8 protein-coding genes are annotated in these 17,840 nt (G+C 69.3%); 4 read left to right on the top strand and 4 right to left on the bottom strand.

The genetic code is table 11. From position 1 onward, the window contains the following. Positions 1–72 precede the first annotated feature (72 nt). Entirely contained in the window at positions 73–507 is a 435-nt protein-coding gene (locus ACZ6RC_RS25920; protein WP_391144508.1) for a cell division protein SepF, read from the bottom strand. 322 nt (positions 508–829) lie between these two features. Between ACZ6RC_RS25920 and ACZ6RC_RS25915 the strand changes: the two genes are divergently transcribed. The 3 genes from ACZ6RC_RS25915 (at position 830) to ACZ6RC_RS25905 (ending at position 4,163) form a co-directional block, all read left to right on the top strand. Continuing rightward, positions 830–2,101, top strand: coding sequence for a DUF5685 family protein (locus tag ACZ6RC_RS25915; RefSeq protein WP_469587405.1), 1,272 nt, complete (start codon positions 830–832; stop codon positions 2,099–2,101). Between the two features lie 145 nt (positions 2,102–2,246). Next, on the top strand, positions 2,247–3,035 hold the full coding sequence (locus ACZ6RC_RS25910; protein ID WP_469587402.1) for a DUF1684 domain-containing protein: 789 nt from the start codon (positions 2,247–2,249) through the stop codon (positions 3,033–3,035). A gap of 225 nt (positions 3,036–3,260) precedes the next feature. Further along, positions 3,261–4,163 carry a S1 family peptidase gene (locus ACZ6RC_RS25905; protein ID WP_391144515.1) on the top strand — a complete coding sequence of 301 codons (903 nt, stop codon included), beginning with the start codon at positions 3,261–3,263 and terminating at the stop codon, positions 4,161–4,163. Positions 4,164–4,279: 116 nt separating this feature from the next. Here ACZ6RC_RS25905 and ACZ6RC_RS25900 read toward each other — a convergent pair whose 3' ends face one another. Together ACZ6RC_RS25900 and ACZ6RC_RS25895 are read right to left on the bottom strand one after the other, a co-directional pair. Next, on the bottom strand, positions 4,280–4,936 hold the full coding sequence (locus ACZ6RC_RS25900) for a hypothetical protein (protein ID WP_469587399.1): 657 nt from the start codon (positions 4,934–4,936) through the stop codon (positions 4,280–4,282). A gap of 10 nt (positions 4,937–4,946) precedes the next feature. After that, entirely contained in the window at positions 4,947–12,860 is a 7,914-nt protein-coding gene (locus ACZ6RC_RS25895) for a ricin-type beta-trefoil lectin domain protein (RefSeq protein WP_469587396.1), read from the bottom strand. Between the two features lie 553 nt (positions 12,861–13,413). On the opposite strand from ACZ6RC_RS25895, the gene ACZ6RC_RS25890 reads away from it, so the two are divergent. Next, on the top strand, positions 13,414–16,608 hold the full coding sequence (locus ACZ6RC_RS25890) for a hypothetical protein (protein WP_469587501.1): 3,195 nt from the start codon (positions 13,414–13,416) through the stop codon (positions 16,606–16,608). A 131-nt stretch (positions 16,609–16,739) separates the two neighbouring features. Here ACZ6RC_RS25890 and ACZ6RC_RS25885 read toward each other — a convergent pair whose 3' ends face one another. Continuing rightward, positions 16,740–17,768: a DUF3533 domain-containing protein gene (locus tag ACZ6RC_RS25885; protein WP_469587393.1), complete on the bottom strand. Its 1,029-nt coding sequence runs from the start codon at positions 17,766–17,768 to the stop codon at positions 16,740–16,742. Positions 17,769–17,840 lie beyond the last annotated feature (72 nt).

The following is a 17,840-nucleotide window of genomic DNA, read 5'->3' as shown; positions in this document are numbered from 1 at the left end:
GAGCGGCGACGTACGGCCGGGCGGGGCGCTCACCGGTCGGGACGAGACAGGTCCGGCCGGGGAGCACCCCGCTCAGCTCTGGTTGAAGAAACCGTCCTGCGCACGCCCGGCGGAGTCCCCGCTGACGATCTGCGTGTCGGCGGGGGTCAGCAGGAAGACCCGCGTCGCCACGCGCTCGATCGATCCCCGCAGACCGAAGGCGAGACCCGCCGCGAAGTCCACCACGCGCTTGGCGTCGGAAGGCTCCATGGCGGTGAGGTTCACGATGACCGGGACCCCGTCCCGGAACAGCTCACCGATGCCCCGGGCGTCCCGGAAGCCGTCCGGGGAGACGGTCGCGATCCGGCGGCCCTGCTCCTGCGCCGAGTCGGACGCCACCCGCACCCGCGGGTCCGTCACCCAGGCGTCACCGTTCTCGGCACCCTCGGCGTACTCGTCGTCGTAGTAACGCTCGTCGTTGTCCTCGACGAGTCCCAGCCAGGCACTCGCCTTGCGCACCGATCCCATGGACGCCTCCTTTCAGCGCGGTCACTTGTGGTTCCGCATTCCCTATCGTGGTCCATCATGCGGATCGCGCGCCAAGTGGATAGTCGCCGCGCAGGAGATTCGTGACGGTACTGGTGCAGAACGTGAGGCCCGTTTCCTGGCGAATCGTCAGGAAACCTGCGGTATGCGGGGCCTGACGGAGGATTGGCCGGGGTGTGCAACTTAAAATATGAACGTCAGGCCGGAAGGGTGACGTGGCGGGCGTACGGGTGAACGCCACGGCTCGATACGATGCCTGGCGCACGCGCGCGGGACACCTGCGCACGACTCACGGGGGAGTCTCTTGTTCGGAATCGTCAGGCCCTGCACGCACCGCCTCACCGACGGCCTCAAGACCGAGTGGATGGCCCATCTCTGCGGCCTCTGCCTGGCGCTGCGCGCCGACCACGGCCAGTTCGCGAGGGTCGTCACCAACTACGACGGCCTCATCGTCTCGGTCCTGACGGAGGCTCAGACCGGCACCAGGACCGGCGCCGTGCCGGGCGGCCGGCGCACAGCAGGACCCTGCCCGCTGCGCCAGATGAAGAGGGCCCCGGTCGCCCACGGCGAGGGGGCCCGGCTCGCCGCCACGGTCTCGCTGGTGCTCGCCTCGGCGAAGGTGCGCGACCACGTCGCCGACCGGGACGGGCTGCTGGCCCGCCGCCCGGTCGCCGCGGCGGCCCGCCGGGTGGCCAGGTCCTGGGACCTGGCGGGCGCCCGGACCGGGCGCGAACTCGGCTTCGACACCGACGTCCTGGTCGACGCGGTGGACCGGCAGGGCGGCATCGAGTCGCTGGCCGGCCCCGGCACCTCGCTCCTCGTCGTGACCGAGCCGACCGAGACGGCGACCGCGGCCGCCTTCGCGCACACCGCGGTGCTGGCGGGCCGGCCGGAGAACACCGCGCCGCTGGCCGAGGCCGGCCGGCTCTTCGGACGCCTCGCCCACCTCCTGGACGCCGTCGAGGACCGCCAGGCCGACGCCGCCTCCGGCGCCTGGAACCCGCTCGCGGCGACGGGCACCTCCCTCACGGAGGCGCGACGGCTCGCGGACGACGCCCTGCACGGGATCCGCCTGGCCCTGCGGGACACGCGGTTCGTCGACGGGACGCTGGCACACATGCTCCTGGCACACGAGCTGCGCAACTCGGTGGACCGGGCCTTCGGCACGACCACCTGCGCACACGGCACGCCGGGCCCGGTGCAGGGGAGCGGGAACCCGTACGGGAACGGTGGCCCGTACGGGAGCGGTGGCGGGCAGGGCGGGGGCAACCCGTACGGCCCGTACGGCGGGAACCCGTACGGGGGCGGGGCGGCCGGCGCCGGTGGTTCGGGCGGGTACGGCGGGCAGCCGCCGCAGTTCGGCGGCGGGGGCGGCGGCGAGCCGCAGCGGCCCACGCCGCGCGGGTTCCTCGCCGGCTGTGCCGCCTTCACCTGGCTGTTCTGCACCTGTCAGCTGTGCTGCGCGAAGGAGTACGAGGGGCCGTGGTCCCGGAAGAAGCGCAAGGGCTGCTGCCGCAACGAGGACGGCTGCGACTGCGCCTGTGAGTGCTGTGACTGCTGCGGCTGCGACTGCTGACGACCCGTCGGACGGCTGACGCTCGGTCTTCCGGACACGGCGGGGCCGGTCCGACCCGGCCGTGGTCTTCCGTACGGGGGTACCCCGTCGCGGCGCCACGGCCGGCTCTCGGGGTTCCCCGGACCGTGTGGAAGGGTGGAACACCATGACCACCGATCCCCAGCAGGACTGGCAGCGTTGGCACGACCAGCGCGTCGCCGCGGTCGCCTCGCCGTACGGACCGCTCTCCCTCACCGGCACCTACTGGCTCTCCGATCACCCGGAGGGGCGAATTCCGGCCGTTCCCGGCCAGTGGCGGGAAGACGGTGACGAGGTGCTGCTCACGGCGGGCGCCGAGGACGCCGTCACCGTCGACGGAAAACCCCTGATCGGCACCGTCCGGCTCACCGCCGACCACGCACCGATCCACGAGTCCCGGGCCGAGTCGGCGGGCCGACGGCTGGTGGTCCTGCGCCGTGAAGGGGACTGGGCGGTACGCGACTTCGACCCGGAGTCGCATGCCCGCCGCTCCTTCCGGGGCATCGAGGCCACGCCGTACGACGAGCGCTATGTGGTGCCCGGCACCTTCCGCCCGTACGAGAGGGCCCGCAGCGTCCGGGTGGAGAACGCCGACGGGAAGGAGCGCGGGCTCGGCCTCGCCGGCGACCTGTCCTTCGCGCTCCACGGCGCCGAGCACGTCCTCCAGGTCGCGGTCGAGGACGACGGCACGCTCTGGGCGGTCTTCGCGGACGCCACCAGCGGCCGGGACAGCTACCGCTTCCGTTTCCTGCGGCCGCCCGCCCCCGCGCCGGACGGCTCGGTGACGGTCGACTTCAACCGCGCGCTGTTGCCGCCGTGCGCCTTCGTCGATCACTTCATCTGCCCGTTCCCGCCCCCGGGGAACACCCTCGACACGGCGGTGCCGGCGGGGGAGAGGCGCGTGGCCGGGGCCTGAGGGGCGGCGTGGGCCCGGCGGAGGCCGGGGTCGTGGCGCGGACGGCGGAACGGGGATCGGATCAGGTGCGCTGACGCGGTAGTTGAGCGCCGTACGGCCGAAAGGCGCCCTTGCGGCGCCGACCGGGCGGGCCGAGACTCCCCCACAGCGCCGGCCCCTGGGGCCGCGCCTCACGGGTCCGACACCCCACTGCGGACCCCCGATTCCCCTCTGGAGGAACGCGAAGTGAGGATTAAGCGCACCACCCCCCGCACGGTCACCGCGAGACGCACCCGTCTCATCGCCGTCACCACCGGTCTCGTCGCCGCGGCGGCCCTCGCCGTCCCCACCGCGAACGCCGACACCGCCGGGACGTTCAGCGCGACGCAGCTCTCCGCCGCGGGCGAGGCCGTCCTGGCCGCCGACGTCGCGGGCACCGCCTGGCACGTCGACCAGGCCACCAAGACCCTCGTGGTCACCGCCGACTCCACGGTCTCCCCGGCGGAGATCGCCAAGATCAAGCGCCAGGCGGGCGCCAACGCCGGCGCGATACGCGTCGAGCGCACCCCGGGCAGGTTCAACAAGCTGATATCCGGCGGCGACGCCATCTACGCCACCAGCTGGCGCTGCTCGCTCGGCTTCAACGTCCGCGACAGCGCGGGCAACTACTACTTCCTGACCGCCGGTCACTGCACCGACGGCGCCGGGACCTGGTACTCCAACTCCGCGCGGACGACCGTCCTCGGCTCCACCTCGGGCTCCAGCTTCCCGAACAACGACTACGGCATCGTCCGGTACACCAACAGCTCGGTCACCAAGTCCGGCACCGTCGGCAACGTGGACATCACCAGCGCGGCGAACGCCACCGTCGGCATGTCCGTGACCCGCCGCGGCTCGACCACCGGCACCCACAGCGGCTCGGTCACCGGCCTCAACGCCACGGTCAACTACGGCGGCGGCGACATCGTCTACGGCATGATCCGCACCAACGTGTGCGCCGAGCCGGGCGACTCCGGCGGCCCGCTCTACTCCGGCAGCCGCGCGATCGGCCTCACCTCCGGCGGCAGCGGCAACTGCTCCTCGGGCGGCACGACGTTCTTCCAGCCGGTCAGGGAGGCGCTGAGCGCGTACGGGGTCAGCGTCTACTAGACGAGGGCGCACTGAGGCGGGACCACGACCCGACGCGCCGTGCGAACCGTACGGCCCCATGAAGAAGCCCCGCCAAGCGACGCCTGGCGGGGCTTCTTCTCACGGGTCTGCCGAGATCACCGTGCGGTGAGGAAATTCCGCACGTAAGCGATCAGATCCTCGGCCGCTACCTCGACCCGGGCGGGTCCGGCCTCACTGACGCCTACGACCTCGTAGCGCCCTTCCTCCGCTTCCGCCACCCGGACCCGACGGCTCTCCGCGTCCAGCGGATCCACCAGGAGACGGACCGCGCCGTGCGAGAGGAGGGGGAAGAATCCCCGGAGCGTCTCGTCCGCACGGAGGCGACGCAGAAGTTCCCACTGCGGCCGAGAAAAGTCGGCCGACAGGAGAGAGGCCCACTGTGAACGGGCGGGGTCCCCGCTTTCGAGCGCCGTGGTGAACGCACCCAATTCCAGGAACTCGAAGCGCGCTTCCAAAGCGTCGTACGCCACTCCCTGCCGCCACGCGGCGACCGCCTCCACCATTCGACCGAGATCGTCAGTGGAGCCGATCACCCACGCGTAATCCGGAATGTGGACGACCATCCGGAACAGCCCATCGGCCGCGGGCTCGACCGATACGAACCCTCTGGCCGTCTCGGTCACGACGCCGGCGGGTGTCGGAGAGACACGCCCGATATCGCATCCGCGCAGCCTGGCAGCGTCACGCATGGCCGCCGCGAGGCCTTCCGGCGCGTTCAGGTCCGGGTACGGGCTGTTCCGGTGGGTATCCATGTTCCGTTCCTCAGCAGTGGCAGGATCCGATGACCGAACCCTTCAACGGGTCCATGTCTCCCTGCAGTACCGACAGGTCGGGCATGGGGCCCGAGTCGTTCAGTTGCATGGCTCCGTTCGGTCCCTTCGGGGAATAGAACTTGATCGAATCCCATGAGCGCTGACCATTGGCGAGCGCTCTGGCGATCAGTCCCATCTCGAAGTCCGTCGCGGCCCCTCCTTCCAGGCCGAGCTTGAGGCCTCGCTGGGCGGCCGCCATGAAGTCACCATGGGATTCCAGCCCCGTCATGTTGACGTGCAGCCGCACGTTCCCGTCAGCGATGGCCTTCTCCACCATCTGCGCGAAGTCCTGCGCCTTGGCGATGGAGTAAGTGGTGAACTTGTTGTCCCGCGCCCAGCTGTCGAGCTCTCCGTTGCGCTGCCATCCCAGGGCCACATCGCAGTTGTGGACGAGGACGGGAACGGCTTCCGCCACCACATAGTACGTGTGGAGGTCGGAGACGGTCAGGTTGTAGACGGTCGCCTGCGCCGCCGTCCAGCGCTGGACCGCGGTGACCTGGACACGGGTGCCGGAGCTGGTCCGGAGCCACTGCCCCGGCTTCAGGTCGGTGGCCTTGATCCACTCGCCCAGCTCCGGGACCCAGAAGGGGTGGCCGTCGGTCGCGGTGACCTGTGCCGTCTTCGTGCCGGCCTTGCCGTCGGTGTCGATGGTGACCTTGACCAGGTGCTTGAGGCCCTGGCCCTTGATCTCCGCGGTGACCGTCTCGATCCGGGTCTCCCCGGTCTTCGGGTCGGTCGCGACGACCTTGTCACCGGCCTTGATCTTGTCGATCGGCTTGGTGGAGCCGTCGGCCATCAGCACCTTCGTACCGGCCGCGAAGCTGTTGCAGGTCTCGCCATCGACCTTGCCGGAGCCTCCACTTCCGCTTGACCCGCCCTTCGTGCGGGCGGAGCCGCCGGAGGAACCACCGGGCTTGGACTGGCCGGCCTTGCTCCCGCCGCCGCTGCCCTTGCCGGGCTTGCCTGCCTGCGAGGAGGACTTGGGAGCCGCCTTGGCCTGCGCCTTCTTCTGGACGGGATTACCGGTCTTCTTCTTGGCGGCCGCCGCTGCGTCGGCCTTTCTCTTGGCGGCTTCGGCTGCCTTCTTCTTCGCTCTTTGAGCGGCCTCCTTCTTGGCCTTCTCGATGGCGGCCTTCTTGGCCTTCAAGGCGGCTGCTTCGGCTGCCTTCGCGGCCTTGAGGACGGCTTCGGCGGCCGCCTTCGCCTTCTTGAACGCCTGGATGGCGTCGATCGTGCGGCTGACGGCCTTGAGGACGGAGGGAATCTTGCCGAGCTTGGTCCACGGGATGGCCCCGATGATCAAGCTGCCGCACGACCACATGTCACCGCCGAAGCAGGCCATGGCGTCGTTGATCCCGATGAAGTCCTTCAGCGCACCCCAGGCCGCCGACAGGATCACCGACGTCAGGGACTTGCCCATGGTGGCCTGCGCCGCCGCCACCTGCGCCTGCGACAGACCCGCGCCCGCCAGGGCAGCGGCCTTCTCCGAGGCGGTCAGAACGATGGACAGGCCCGTCGGGTCCGCGTGGGTGACCGGGTTGTTATGGGCGTAGACGTACCCGTTGGCCTGCTGCGGGTCGTTCAGGTCCATCAGCGGGTCGGCGGACAGGAAGCGTCCCACGACCGGGTCGTACAGACGTGCGCCCAGCGGCTGGAAGCCGGAGGCGTCGTCCCGGGTCTTGCCCAGGAAGCCCTGGTGCGTCTGGAAGTTCTGTCCCACGGTGTCGGCGCCGCGCTGGTTTCCGAAGGGGTCCTGCTTACGGACGCGGACCGGCTGGCCGCTGCCCAGAGCGACCTCCACGAAGGCGCTGCCCTGATGATCCGAGGCCAGGGCCACCAGCGCCTCACCACCGGCGCCGTTGGAGTACCGGAGCACCGCGCCGCCAGGAGCGGCGTAGGTGCGCTCGGTACGGACCAGGACGCCACCCTGCTGAACCGTGACCTGGGCTTCGCCGAGGTTCAGCGTGGCCTGCTTGCCCTGGACGGTCAGCAGACGCTCACCGGTGGGGCCGTAGATGTGACGGGTGTCGTTCTGCGGCAGCCACTGCTGGGCGGCCTGGGCCGCGTCGCAGGTGGCCAGCACGATGGCCGTGCCGCTCACGTTCACCGCGCCCTGCACCGCGAGGCACAGACCGGAGGCGATGTGGGTCAGCTGGCCTGAAGCGTTGCGCTTGACCTGCTGCGCGGTGGTGCCGTTGCACTTCTGGAGCTGGACGGCCGAGCCCGCGGTGTTCGCCGCCGGCTGGACACACCACGTGTCGTACACCTCGAGGGTGCCGACGTTGGCGTCAGACTGCCCCGGGGCCGGGTCGAAGTGCCAGGCCTGCGCCACCGTGCCGTTGCACGCGTAGAGCTGGATGGCCTGGCCCGCGGACGCGAGACCCGACTTCAGATCGAGGCACTTCTGGCCAAGGCCCACATACGGGGTCTTGCCGTTCGCGCCCTGACCGGTGATCCGGTCGACCTTGCCGTCGTAGGTCCAGCTGAGCTCCTGCTTGTCACCGTTCTGGCTGGACGTGACCGACTTGGTCTCGCCCGTGAGCTCGTACAGACGCTCGGCCTCGGTGGTGACCTGCGCCCCGGCCGGGGTGGTGTACTTCCTGGTCACCTTGGTCAGCGTGTGCGGCTGCTCCTTGGTGGCACCCTTGCCGTAGTCGTACGTGCTGACGGAGTCCTTGCCCGTGTCGCCCGTCAGATCCCGCTCGGTCAGCTTGGTGCGGTTACCGAGCAGGTCGTACTCGTACTCCTGCCAGTAACCAGAGCCATCCGATCCCGACTTCACGTTGACCGAACCGTCGGCGTTCTTCGGGTCGGCGGAGCAGGACTCCTGGTTCTTGTCGGTCCACGCCTTCTTCAGCTGACCCAGCGGGTCGTACGTGAAGCACTGGCGCTCCTCGATTCCGAGGGACTTCTCCCGGACCGAGGTGATGTTGCCGGCCGGGTCGTAGCCGTAGGCCCGGTTGGAGACCAGGTTCCCGCCGACCAGGCCGGGGGTGTTCTGCTCCCGATAGACGGCCTGCTCCTGGAGCTCACCGCTGCCCTCAGCGAACGAGTTCTGCGTCCAGACCCGGTAGGGCTGCGCGCCCAGGGTCGAACGGAGGATCTGGCCGTAGGGGGAGTAGACGGTCTCGGCGCCGTACCAGTCCTTGCCGGAAACGGAGAGCGGCTGTCCGTTCTTGTTGTAACGGACGACCGTCTTCTCGGCGTCCAGCCTGCCGACGGCCGGGAGCTGCGCCTCCTCAAGCTTGCCCGTGTCGGTGTAGCTGTAGCTGTAGTTGTAGTCCTTGGCGAAGCCCCACGTGTCGACGATCGACTGCGGCAGGGACAGGGTGGTCGACGTCGGCTGGTAGTCCTTCGTGTAGCCGTTCGCCTTCTGGGTGTACGCCAGGCCGTCCGTATAGCGGGTAGCGGTGGCGGGCATGCCCTTGCCACTGGGGACGGTGTCGTAGGTGAAGTCAGCCAGCAGCGTGCCGGTGGAGTTGTTCAGGCGCTGCTGCTTCGGCCGGGACAGCTCGTCGTAGCCGTTCCAGACCGTGACTCCACGAGCGTTGGTCTGGGTGAGGATACGGCCGTGGTGGTCGTACGTGGTACGGGTCGTACCGGAGTCCGGGTCCACCGCGGATTCCAGCTGGCCCCGGCGGTCGTAGGTCCACGTCCACGGGTGGGTCGGGTCGGCGGAGCTGGTGGCCTTCACCAGCTGGCCGCGTGCGTCGTAGGCGTACGACGTCGACGTGTAGCCCTTGGGTGCCGCGGGGTTGAACGTGTCCGCCCTGACAGTGCGGCCCGTCGCGTCGGTGTAGACGCGGTAGGACGAGGCGCCCTGCGGGTGGATGACCTTGGACCAGTCCTGGCCGTACTCGTACGTGGTGGCCCGTTCCGGGTACGCCTTGGAGATGGTCTCCGTGGTGTTCGGGTCGACCCACTTCATGTAGGGGGTCTCGTTCACCACGCGGCCGAGGCCGTCGTAGGCATAGCGGGTGATGTTCGGGATCGCGGTGTCGGCCAGCGGCGTGAACAGCTCGCCCGGCTTCGCCTCCTTCGTCAGGTAGGCGTTGTTGGTCTGGTAGACCTCACCGGCGCTGTTGTACAGCGTGTCGGTGATGAGGTAGCCGTCACCGCTCTCCGGCTCCTCCAGCGACTGGCGCTCACGGCCGAGACCGTCGTAGAGGGTGACGGAGGTCTCGATCCGGTTCTCGTGCCCGCGGGCGTATGTGGTGACGTACGGAGGCCTGCGGATTTCGCGCTCGGAGTCCTCCGGGTCCACTTCGGGCTCGGGGATCGTGTACTCGGCGCGGAAGTCCGGTACCGCTCCTGAGCCCGGTGTGCGGCCGGCGGCCCATGCTTCGGCGAGACGGCCCAGCGGGTCGTACTTCGCCTCGCTCACCAAGCCGTTGGGGTCCGTCGTCTTCAACGAGACCCCGCGGCCCGGCTCCAGCTCCTGAACCTCGGTGTGCCCGAGGGCGTTCACCTCGGTGACCTTGAAGACCTGACCGGTCGGCGGGTCGAAGGTGGTGGTCGAGGCCTTCCCGTCCGGGTCGGCCTGCCGGATCACGCGACCGACGGCGTCGAAGGACGAGGTGCCGCTCGTCTGGAAGCCGGTGCCCGCACCGTTCAGCGTCCAGGACTCGGTCGCCAGGGCTCGGGTGGTACCGGCGAGCGCGGTGCCGTATGCCGTCCCGTCGTAGGCCGTGCGCATCGCGGCGCTCAGCGTCGACAGGTCGGCCCAGTTCGCGTTTGCGCAGGTTGTCGGTGAGATCAGTACCTGCTTCGTCAGGCCGATGATGTTCTTGTCGGTCTGATGCGCGTACTCGGACTTGGTGCAGGCCTCGTCGCCGGTCTTGCCCGTGTCACCCAGCGACTCCATCAGAGTGGGGAGACCGTGCGTCGACTCGTAGGTCGTCTTGGTGCGGACCTCACGGAGGGTGCGCGGGTCGTCCTCGTTCGTGCCGGACGACTTGGTGTAGGCGATCTCCTCGGGTTCGGTGACGCGCCAGGCCTTGAGGTCGGTCAGGCCGTCCTCGCGGTCCCGCTTGCCGAGTTCCGTCGCCGCCGGGATCGTGACGCTGCGGGAGAGCCAGTTGGTGTCCGCGTCCGTGGCGTTGGTGTAGACGAGCTCTTCGGCGATGCGGCCGGCGAACGGCTCGCGGTCGTAGACGGTCGAGCCGTCGGACGCCTTGATCACGTTGCCGTGGACGTCCTTGACCGGGACAGTGTCGCCCATGCCACGGAAGTAGCGGGTGACGGCCTTCGTCTGAGGTGCGTCGACGCCGGGGGTGTTCTCACCGGTGGAGCCTTCGCCGCTGTCCGCGTCGGACGGCTTGGGTCCGGTCAGGACGGTGGTCTGCTCGACGCCCGCGAACTGCGAGTAGGTGCGCGTGGACTTCTTGGTGAACTCGGCCTCGGCGAGCTTCCAGCCCGGGTTCTTGTACTCGTAGAACGTCTTCGTGCCGTACGAGCCGGAGACGTTGGGAAGCTCTTCGATGGAGTCCACGACGTACTTGTGGAACCAGTCGATCTCCTCCTTCTCCGGGTCCGGGCTCCAGTACGACGGGTAGCACAGGCGGTTGTTCGCCTTCAGCGCCGCCGTGTCCGTCTTGGTCGGCAGGCCGGTACCGGTGGCGCACTGGCCCTCGATCGGCTTGTAGGTGACGACGGTCTCGCCGCCGTACTCGTTGATCACGCGGGCGATGCGCAGGCGGGAGAAGCCCGGACGCTGCGGGTTGAACGCCTTGACCCGGTTGGGCATGTCCTCGGCGTTCGATTCGAACCTGACCGTGTTCAGCGTGACGCTGGCGTCGGTGGCGCCGTTACGGGCGAAGCCGGTCCGCTGGACCGATTCCAGCCACAGGGCCGTGTTCGGGCCGGTCTTCAGCGAGGCGAAGTTCTGGTTCAGCTTGTACTCGTCCACAGCTTGACGCGCGGGGTCTCCCGCCTTGCGCTGTGCGGTGGTGGTGATCTTGTCCAGGCGCTTGCGCGTCCAGAAGGTCGGGCCGGCGTTCCAGCACTTCTGCTTGTACGTCGAGGTGACGGCCTCGCAGCGGAGGTCGGCCGGGGTGTCGTACCAGATGCGGTACTTGCCCATGTCCTTCGACTTGAAGTTGTCCTCGATGCAGGTCAGCGTGCCTTCGGTGAAGCAGCGCTCCTCGACGGAGAAGTTCACGCGCGCCGGAGCCGGGGCGGAGAAGATCGAGTCCTTGCGCTGGCCGTAGTCGATGTGCGAGAGGTAGCCGTCGCGATGGTATTCGACCGGGGCCTTGAAGTTGAAGTTCCGCGCGTAGTAGTTGACGTCGCGCTTCCACCACAGGGACATGGCGTTGCCGTGGATGTCCTCGACGTAGTCGAGGTTCCAGCGCCAGGCCTGGTTGCAGAAGGAGTTCTTCCAGTCGCCGGCCTTGTAGCAGGGCTCGCCCGCGTGGTTGCCGTAGACCGGGACCGCGAGGACGGAGTCGGTGTAGGGGTCGTCGGCGGCGGTGCCGTTGTCCGACCAGCCCGGGAGCTTGTTCAGGCCGAAGTGGTACTTCGTCCCGTCCTTGGTCGTGACGACCCAGTACTCGCCGTCCGCGTCCTTCATGCCCGAGCGCGGGTCCTTGGACGTGTCCTTGAGCCGCTCGATCTTCGAACCGTCACCGTTAGCGGTGAACCACGTGCCCTTGGCCGCGTCCCACACCAGCTCGGTGGTCATGCCACCCAGCGACAGGGTGGCGTTCTCGGAGCCGTAGCACTGGTCGGCGGTCTTGTGGGTGGCGTTGTTCGAGCCGGCGCGCTTGGAGTCCTGGCGGCAGTTGGCGTAGGTACGGGTGATGGAGCCCGCGTTGTAGTCCCAGCCGTCGCCGATCCAGGAGGCCTGGTTGTTCGTCGCCGAGGTCCGGCCGTCGACCGACTGGGACGAGTACCCGAGGCCGATCTTCGGCATCAGGCCGCCGGCGGTCTCCGGCACCTGCACCTGGTAGTTGTACGTGAACGCACCGGAGGAGGAGCCGGCCGACCAGGCGCCGGACGACAGCAGCGGGGAAGCGGTGAAGTCACCCTGCACCGACGAGCCGGTGTCGAGCATGCCGACCGCGTTGCCGCCGGTCTCCGTACCCGCAGCAGAGAAGGAAGCCTTCCGGGCCGAAGCGCCGGTGCTTCCCTCTTCCAGGAGCTTGGCGACCGGGATCGTGCCGGTCAGGACCTTGCGGGTCTTGGCGTCCTTCGCCGCGGTGGTCTTGGTGGGGGCGTCCTTGGCCGCCACCTCCTCCATCGAGCTGTTCAGACGCTCGAAGCCGACGCCCTCGTCCTTGCCGGCCATGGTGGAGGTGCCGTCGTCGGCACACTCACCCGCGGTCGGGTCCGAGTACACGCACTCCGGCAGCAGCGTCAGACCGAAGCGCTGAGCCGCCTGCGGACCGTAGAGGTCCTCGAAGCCGGTGGTGTCGACGGTCAGCGCGACTTGCGCGGCCGGGTCGGCCGTCGCCGGAGGCGTGACCTTCATGATCATGCCGGAGACGCCCGCGTCCTGGGACGCCTCGACCGGCTTGAGGTCGACGCTCCACTCGCCCGCGAGAGCCGCCGGGTCCCCACCCTCGGGAACGCCGATCGCGATCGGCAGATTCTGTGACACCGGGACCGTGGTGCCCGGCTCGCTCGTCGCCGTCAGCGTCGCCTTGCCGAGGTCGGCCACCCATGGGGTGACGTTCTTCGGCACGTACGGCGTGACCGGCACCTCAGGAGCCGTGGTCAGTGCCTTCTGCGCGGTCTCGTCACCGTCGAGTTCGGTGCTCTTCGGAATGTCCGGGAGGTCGACCTGCGCGGTCTGCTCCTCGCGGCTCATGCCGTCGCCGGGGATCGCCAACGCCTGCGTACTGAGGCTCGTCACCGTCAGCATCGAGGACAACAAAAGGACAGTCGCCGTGCGGCTCAACCGCCGGCGCCGTCTTTGTGACTCCGTCACGGCTAGGCGTCCCCGCCCCAGCCATGACGGTGGACCTGAAGAACGCATTGCGTCGACTCCCACCCAGGAAATTCAGACAACGGAGAATGGTGCGGAAACACCAAAAGCACGCGGCTGCGGCAGGCACGTGCGTGCGAACTCTCCGTCATCGAGGCCCTACGCTCAAGATCGATGACACGGCTTGAGACGCCGTCAAGTGAGGTGGCTCACGCCGCAGTTCGTCTCAGTATCGGTCAATGACGACCATTCAGGTGGATCGTGTGTTCGGGGTCGTTCGGGCCGTACGCGACCCACGAAAGCCGCAAGGGCGACGGAATTGGCGAGCCGGCGGACGGTTTCTTCGGGTGCATAACGGATTCATAAATTTCAAATGTGTGGACGGCCTGTGCGTCGCGTGTGATCGTGTGCGCGCCTTGTGCCCCGTGGTCTGCCGTACGGGGTGTCCGTGCTGCCCCTGTCCGCCTTGTTTCCACGGGAGTTGACCACTGTGTCCGCGCCGCCATCTCGACTACTCAGCCCCTTCGTGCGCACGCGCACGAGGCTGTCCCTGACCCTCGGCCTCGTTCTGGCCGCTCTGACCGCCGCACTGCTTCCGTGGTGGCAACCTCAGACCCCGCCTGTTGCCCAGGGCAACAAGGCCACCGAGGCGAAGCCGGCGTCGACCGGTCCGCGTGACGAGTCCGCTGCCGTCGCCGAGGCCAAGCGCACGCGGAAGCAGGTGCTCGTCGACACGGCGACCACCGCCACGCAGCAGACGTGGGCGCTCCCCAACGGGCAGATGCGCTCCCAGATGCACGCCACGCCGCAGCGCGCGAAGAACGCCGACGGCGAGTGGGCCCCGATCGACAACAAGCTGGTCCGCTCGGCGAAGGCGCCCCGTGGGCTCGGCATCGTGCCGGTCAACGCCGCCGTGCCCGTGCGGTTCTCCAGCGGCAGCAAGGACGCGTCCCGTGCGGACCGTTCCTTCGCCCGCGCCCCGCAGCCCGGTCAGACCGTGCTCGCCGAGATGGACGTCGCCGGCCACACCGTCGCCTACACCTGGCCGGGCGCCCTGCCCGAGCCGGTCCTCGACGGCCCGCGTGCCCTCTACTCCGAGGTCCTGCCCGGCGTCGACCTGCTCCTGGTCGCGCGTGAGGAAGGCGGTGTCGCCCAGCTCCTCATCGTCAAGACCCCCGAGGCTGCCAAGCAGGACGCGCTGAAGTCGGTCGCGTACGGACTCCAGTCCACGACGGCCACCTTCCAGCTGGACGCCCCCAAGGGCCGCGTCCTCGTCCTGGACAAGGCCGGCAAGGAAGTCGCCTCGATTCCCACGCCCTTCGCGTGGGACTCCAGCGGCCAGGACCCGGAAGCGCCCGAGAGCGCCCCGCGCACCGCCACCGGTACGCCGGCCGACGTCCTCAAGCTCTCCGGTCTGACCGGTATCGAGCCCGGCGCCCACTCCGCCCCGCTCCCCGTCGCCCTCGACGGTGACAAGACGAGCACCGCCCGGCTGTCGCTGAACGTGGCCGAGACGGGTCTGTTCACCAAGCCGGGCGTGAAGTTCCCGGTCTTCGTCGACCCGACGATGAACGCCGCCTGGCAGGCGTGGACCACCGCCTACCGCAAGTACCCCAACAGCAGCTTCTGGAACGGTACGAACTTCTCCTCCGGCACCTCCGACGCCCGCGTGGGCTACGAGTCGGACACCGGCGGTCTGGGCCGTTCGTTCTGGCGGATGAAGTTCGATCCGAAGATCAAGGGCGCCACCGTCACCCGGGCGTCGTACAAGGTGCTGAACAACCACTCCTGGTCCTGCACGGACCGTGAGTTCAAGTTCTACCTGACCGGCTCGATCTCCACGGGCACGACCTGGAACGCGCAGCCGTCCTGGTCCACCCACCTGCAGTCGAAGTCCTTCGCCCACGGCTGGTCCACCTCCTGCGGGGACGCCTACGAAGCGTTCGACAACGCCAACGTCAAGGCCGCCGCCCAGAAGGGCGCCGACAACGGCTGGTCGAACATCACCTTCGGCATGCGCGCCACCAGCGAGGGCGACACCCAGACCTGGCGCAAGTTCCGCGCCACCTCCGCCACCCTCGAGGTCGACTACAACCGTCCCCCGAGCGAGCCCACCGCCGGCACCACCACCCCCGGTGGACCTTGTGTGCCCGGCCCGGGTGCGGGTGTGACCATCGGCAAGACCAACATCACCCTGTCGGCCAACGCCAAGGACGGCGACGGGAACCTCTCCAAGCTGCGGTTCCGCTTCTGGAAGACCGGCGGCACGGTCCCGGCCCCGGTCGACATCACCCCGAACTCCAGCGGCACCGCCCAGCGGATCATTGCCGCCACGGACCCGTTGATCAAGGACATCACGGCCAACACGTCCTACTCGTGGGACGTCCACGCCATCGACCAGGTCGGTGCCGTGTCCACGTACTTCCCGCCGAACACCACCGAGCCGTGCCGCATCACGATCGACCCGACCTCGCCCCCGCAGCCCACCGTCGACGAGGAGACCACCCCGTTCAAGCGGGCCACCTCCGACGGCGCGACCTGGGCGTCGGTGAAGTTCGGCGGGACCGGTTCCATCACCTTCCGCTCCGAAGGCGCGGCGAAGTTCCGGTACGGCTTCGAGGGCATGTACTACCCGGACGCGCCCGCCGTCAACGGCGCCTTCACGGACCCGGCGCTCAAGCCCCCGCACGCGGGCCCGAACTGGCTGCACATCTTCGCCCTGGACGCGAACGGCAACGTCAGCGCCCGGACCGACTACGCCTTCTACGTGCCGCCGCGCGACACGGCCGACGGCCCCGGTGACGTCGGCGGCGACGGCATCGCCGACCTGCTCGTCATCGACGCCAACGGCAACCTGTTCTCCTACCCGGGTGGGCCCGGCGGGGAGCTGTACGCCGGTCTGGCCGGCTCCTACACCAAGGGCCCGGACGGCAACGTGGCCCTGCACCCCAAGGGGCACTGGTTCAACGCGACCACCGGCAAGGCGGCCCTGATCGCCCACCACAGCGACGCCTACCCCGGCGACGGCACCACCGACCTGTTCGCGCGGACGCCCGACGGCGGCTTCTGGCTCTACCCGGGCGACGGTTACGGCACCTTCGACGTCGGCGAGCGGCTCAAGATCAAGCTGCCGTCGAACACGCCCGCGCCCTCCACCTGGACGCAGCTGAAGGCCGTCGGCGACATCACCGGTGACAAGAAGGCCGACCTGGTCCTGCGGGCCGGTGTCTCCTTCTGGGTCCTGTCCGGCTACACCGGCGCCACCTTCCAGACGGCGACCCTGATGAACGCCGACGCCTGGGAGCGCCGCGACATCGTCAACCTCGCGGACATCAACATCGACGGCACGCCCGACCTGCTGTGGCGCAACCTCGACAACGGCAACATGTACGTCCGCCACGGCAAGCCCGGCGCCGCCGGGGCCGGCAGCGTGGACCTCAACTCGCTGATGGTCGCGGCCAACTCGCTCAACGGTGACGTCCAGTACGGCACCAGCTGGACCGAGGTCAACGTGAACACCGCCATCGGCATCCCGGACGTGAGCGGGGACGGGATCCCGGACATCTGGACCCGGACGACCGCCGACGGAACGATCAAGATCTACCACCCGTCCAAGACCAACACCAACGCGCCCGTCAAGACGGTGCTGTCGGTCAACTGGAACGGCATCAAGGCCTTCGGCTGATGCCAGGCGGCTTGATCCCCGGCAGGGGATAGGAACACCGATACGCGACCGGGCCCCGGCCCCCCGAGTGCGAGGGGGCCGGGGCCCGGTCACGTCCCCGGGGCCCGGTCACGTCCTAGGGCGCGGTCGGCTCACCTCGCCCGCTCGCCCGCGACGCGCTCCGCCTCCGGCGTCCGTTTCAGGGAGGACATCACCAGCGTGATCACGCTGCCGACGACCGCCCACGCCGAGAGGACCAGGAGCGGACCGGTGACGTCGTTGCCCTTGAAGTACGCGATCGAACGCGCCACCCAGGTGCCCGCGCCCGGAGGCAGGGCCGGGCCGATCGCGCTCCAGAACGGGGGCAGCATCGGCAGCGGGAAGGCACCGCCCGCACTGGGGTTGCCCGCGATCACGATCAGCAGGATCGCCAGGCCGATGCCGACGATGCCGAAGAGGCACTGCAGGGCCAGGGTGGCCGCGCCGACGGCGAAGACGACCAGGGCGCCCAGACCCCACAGGGCCGCCACGCTGCCCGGCAGGGCGCCGAGGATCGGGCCGACGATCACCGCGCCGCCGAGCCCGCCGAGGACCGAGTAGAGCGCGAGGACGCCGAGCCGGATGAGCGCGCGCTCGCGGTTCGCGGGGCGGGAGCCCGCGCTGATGGCGAGGATCGCGGCACAGATGTAGCCGCCGACGCACCAGCCGACGGCCAGGTAGAAGGCCGAGAGGCCGTCGAAGTCCTGCTTCGAGGCCGGGGCGATGTCGACGGTCCTGAGCGTGCGTCGTTCGGCCGCCTCGACCCGGGTGAAGAGCGCGTCAAGGGCGGAGGAGAGCACCGTGCCGCCGCCGGAGGCGACCAGCAGGGTGTCGGTGGTGCCGGCGGGGTCCACCACCAGGGCGCCGTCGATCTCCCGGTTCATGATCTGCTTCCGGGCCTCGGCCTGGTCCGTGACCGTCCGTGGGTCGAGGGGTTTGCCCGGAAGCCGCTCCAGGCGCCCGATGAGCTGGGCGGAGACCTGCTGGGGCCCGACCACGCCGAAGGGCACGTCCTTCGGTTTCGGGTTGTGCAGCGCCCCGACGTACGAGGCGATGAACAGCAGCTGGAGGGCGAGCACCCCGACGACGAGCAGGGCGGCTCGCGGGGTGACGGCGCTCTTCAGTTCCTCGGCGAGACTCATGCCCCCACGCTCCGGTGAGCCGAGCGTTCCCGCAGGTGGGCTGGGTCCGAACGGATGACGCGGAGCGGTGCG

This window comes from Streptomyces sp. NPDC048353, from assembly GCF_055587165.1.
This window is presented reverse-complemented; position numbering and strand designations above follow the sequence as displayed.

Bases quoted from the DNA above. Each gene is read 5' to 3' on its own strand.
- ACZ6RC_RS25920 (WP_391144508.1), bottom strand. From the start codon at position 507: ATGGGATCGGTGCGCAAGGCGAGTGCCTGGCTGGGACTCGTCGAGGAC.
- ACZ6RC_RS25910 (WP_469587402.1), top strand. From the start codon at position 2,247: ATGACCACCGATCCCCAGCAGGACTGGCAGCGTTGGCACGACCAGCGC.
- ACZ6RC_RS25900 (WP_469587399.1), bottom strand. From the start codon at position 4,936: ATGGATACCCACCGGAACAGCCCGTACCCGGACCTGAACGCGCCGGAA.
- ACZ6RC_RS25895 (WP_469587396.1), bottom strand. From the start codon at position 12,860: ATGCTGACGGTGACGAGCCTCAGTACGCAGGCGTTGGCGATCCCCGGC.
- ACZ6RC_RS25885 (WP_469587393.1), bottom strand. From the start codon at position 17,768: ATGAGTCTCGCCGAGGAACTGAAGAGCGCCGTCACCCCGCGAGCCGCC.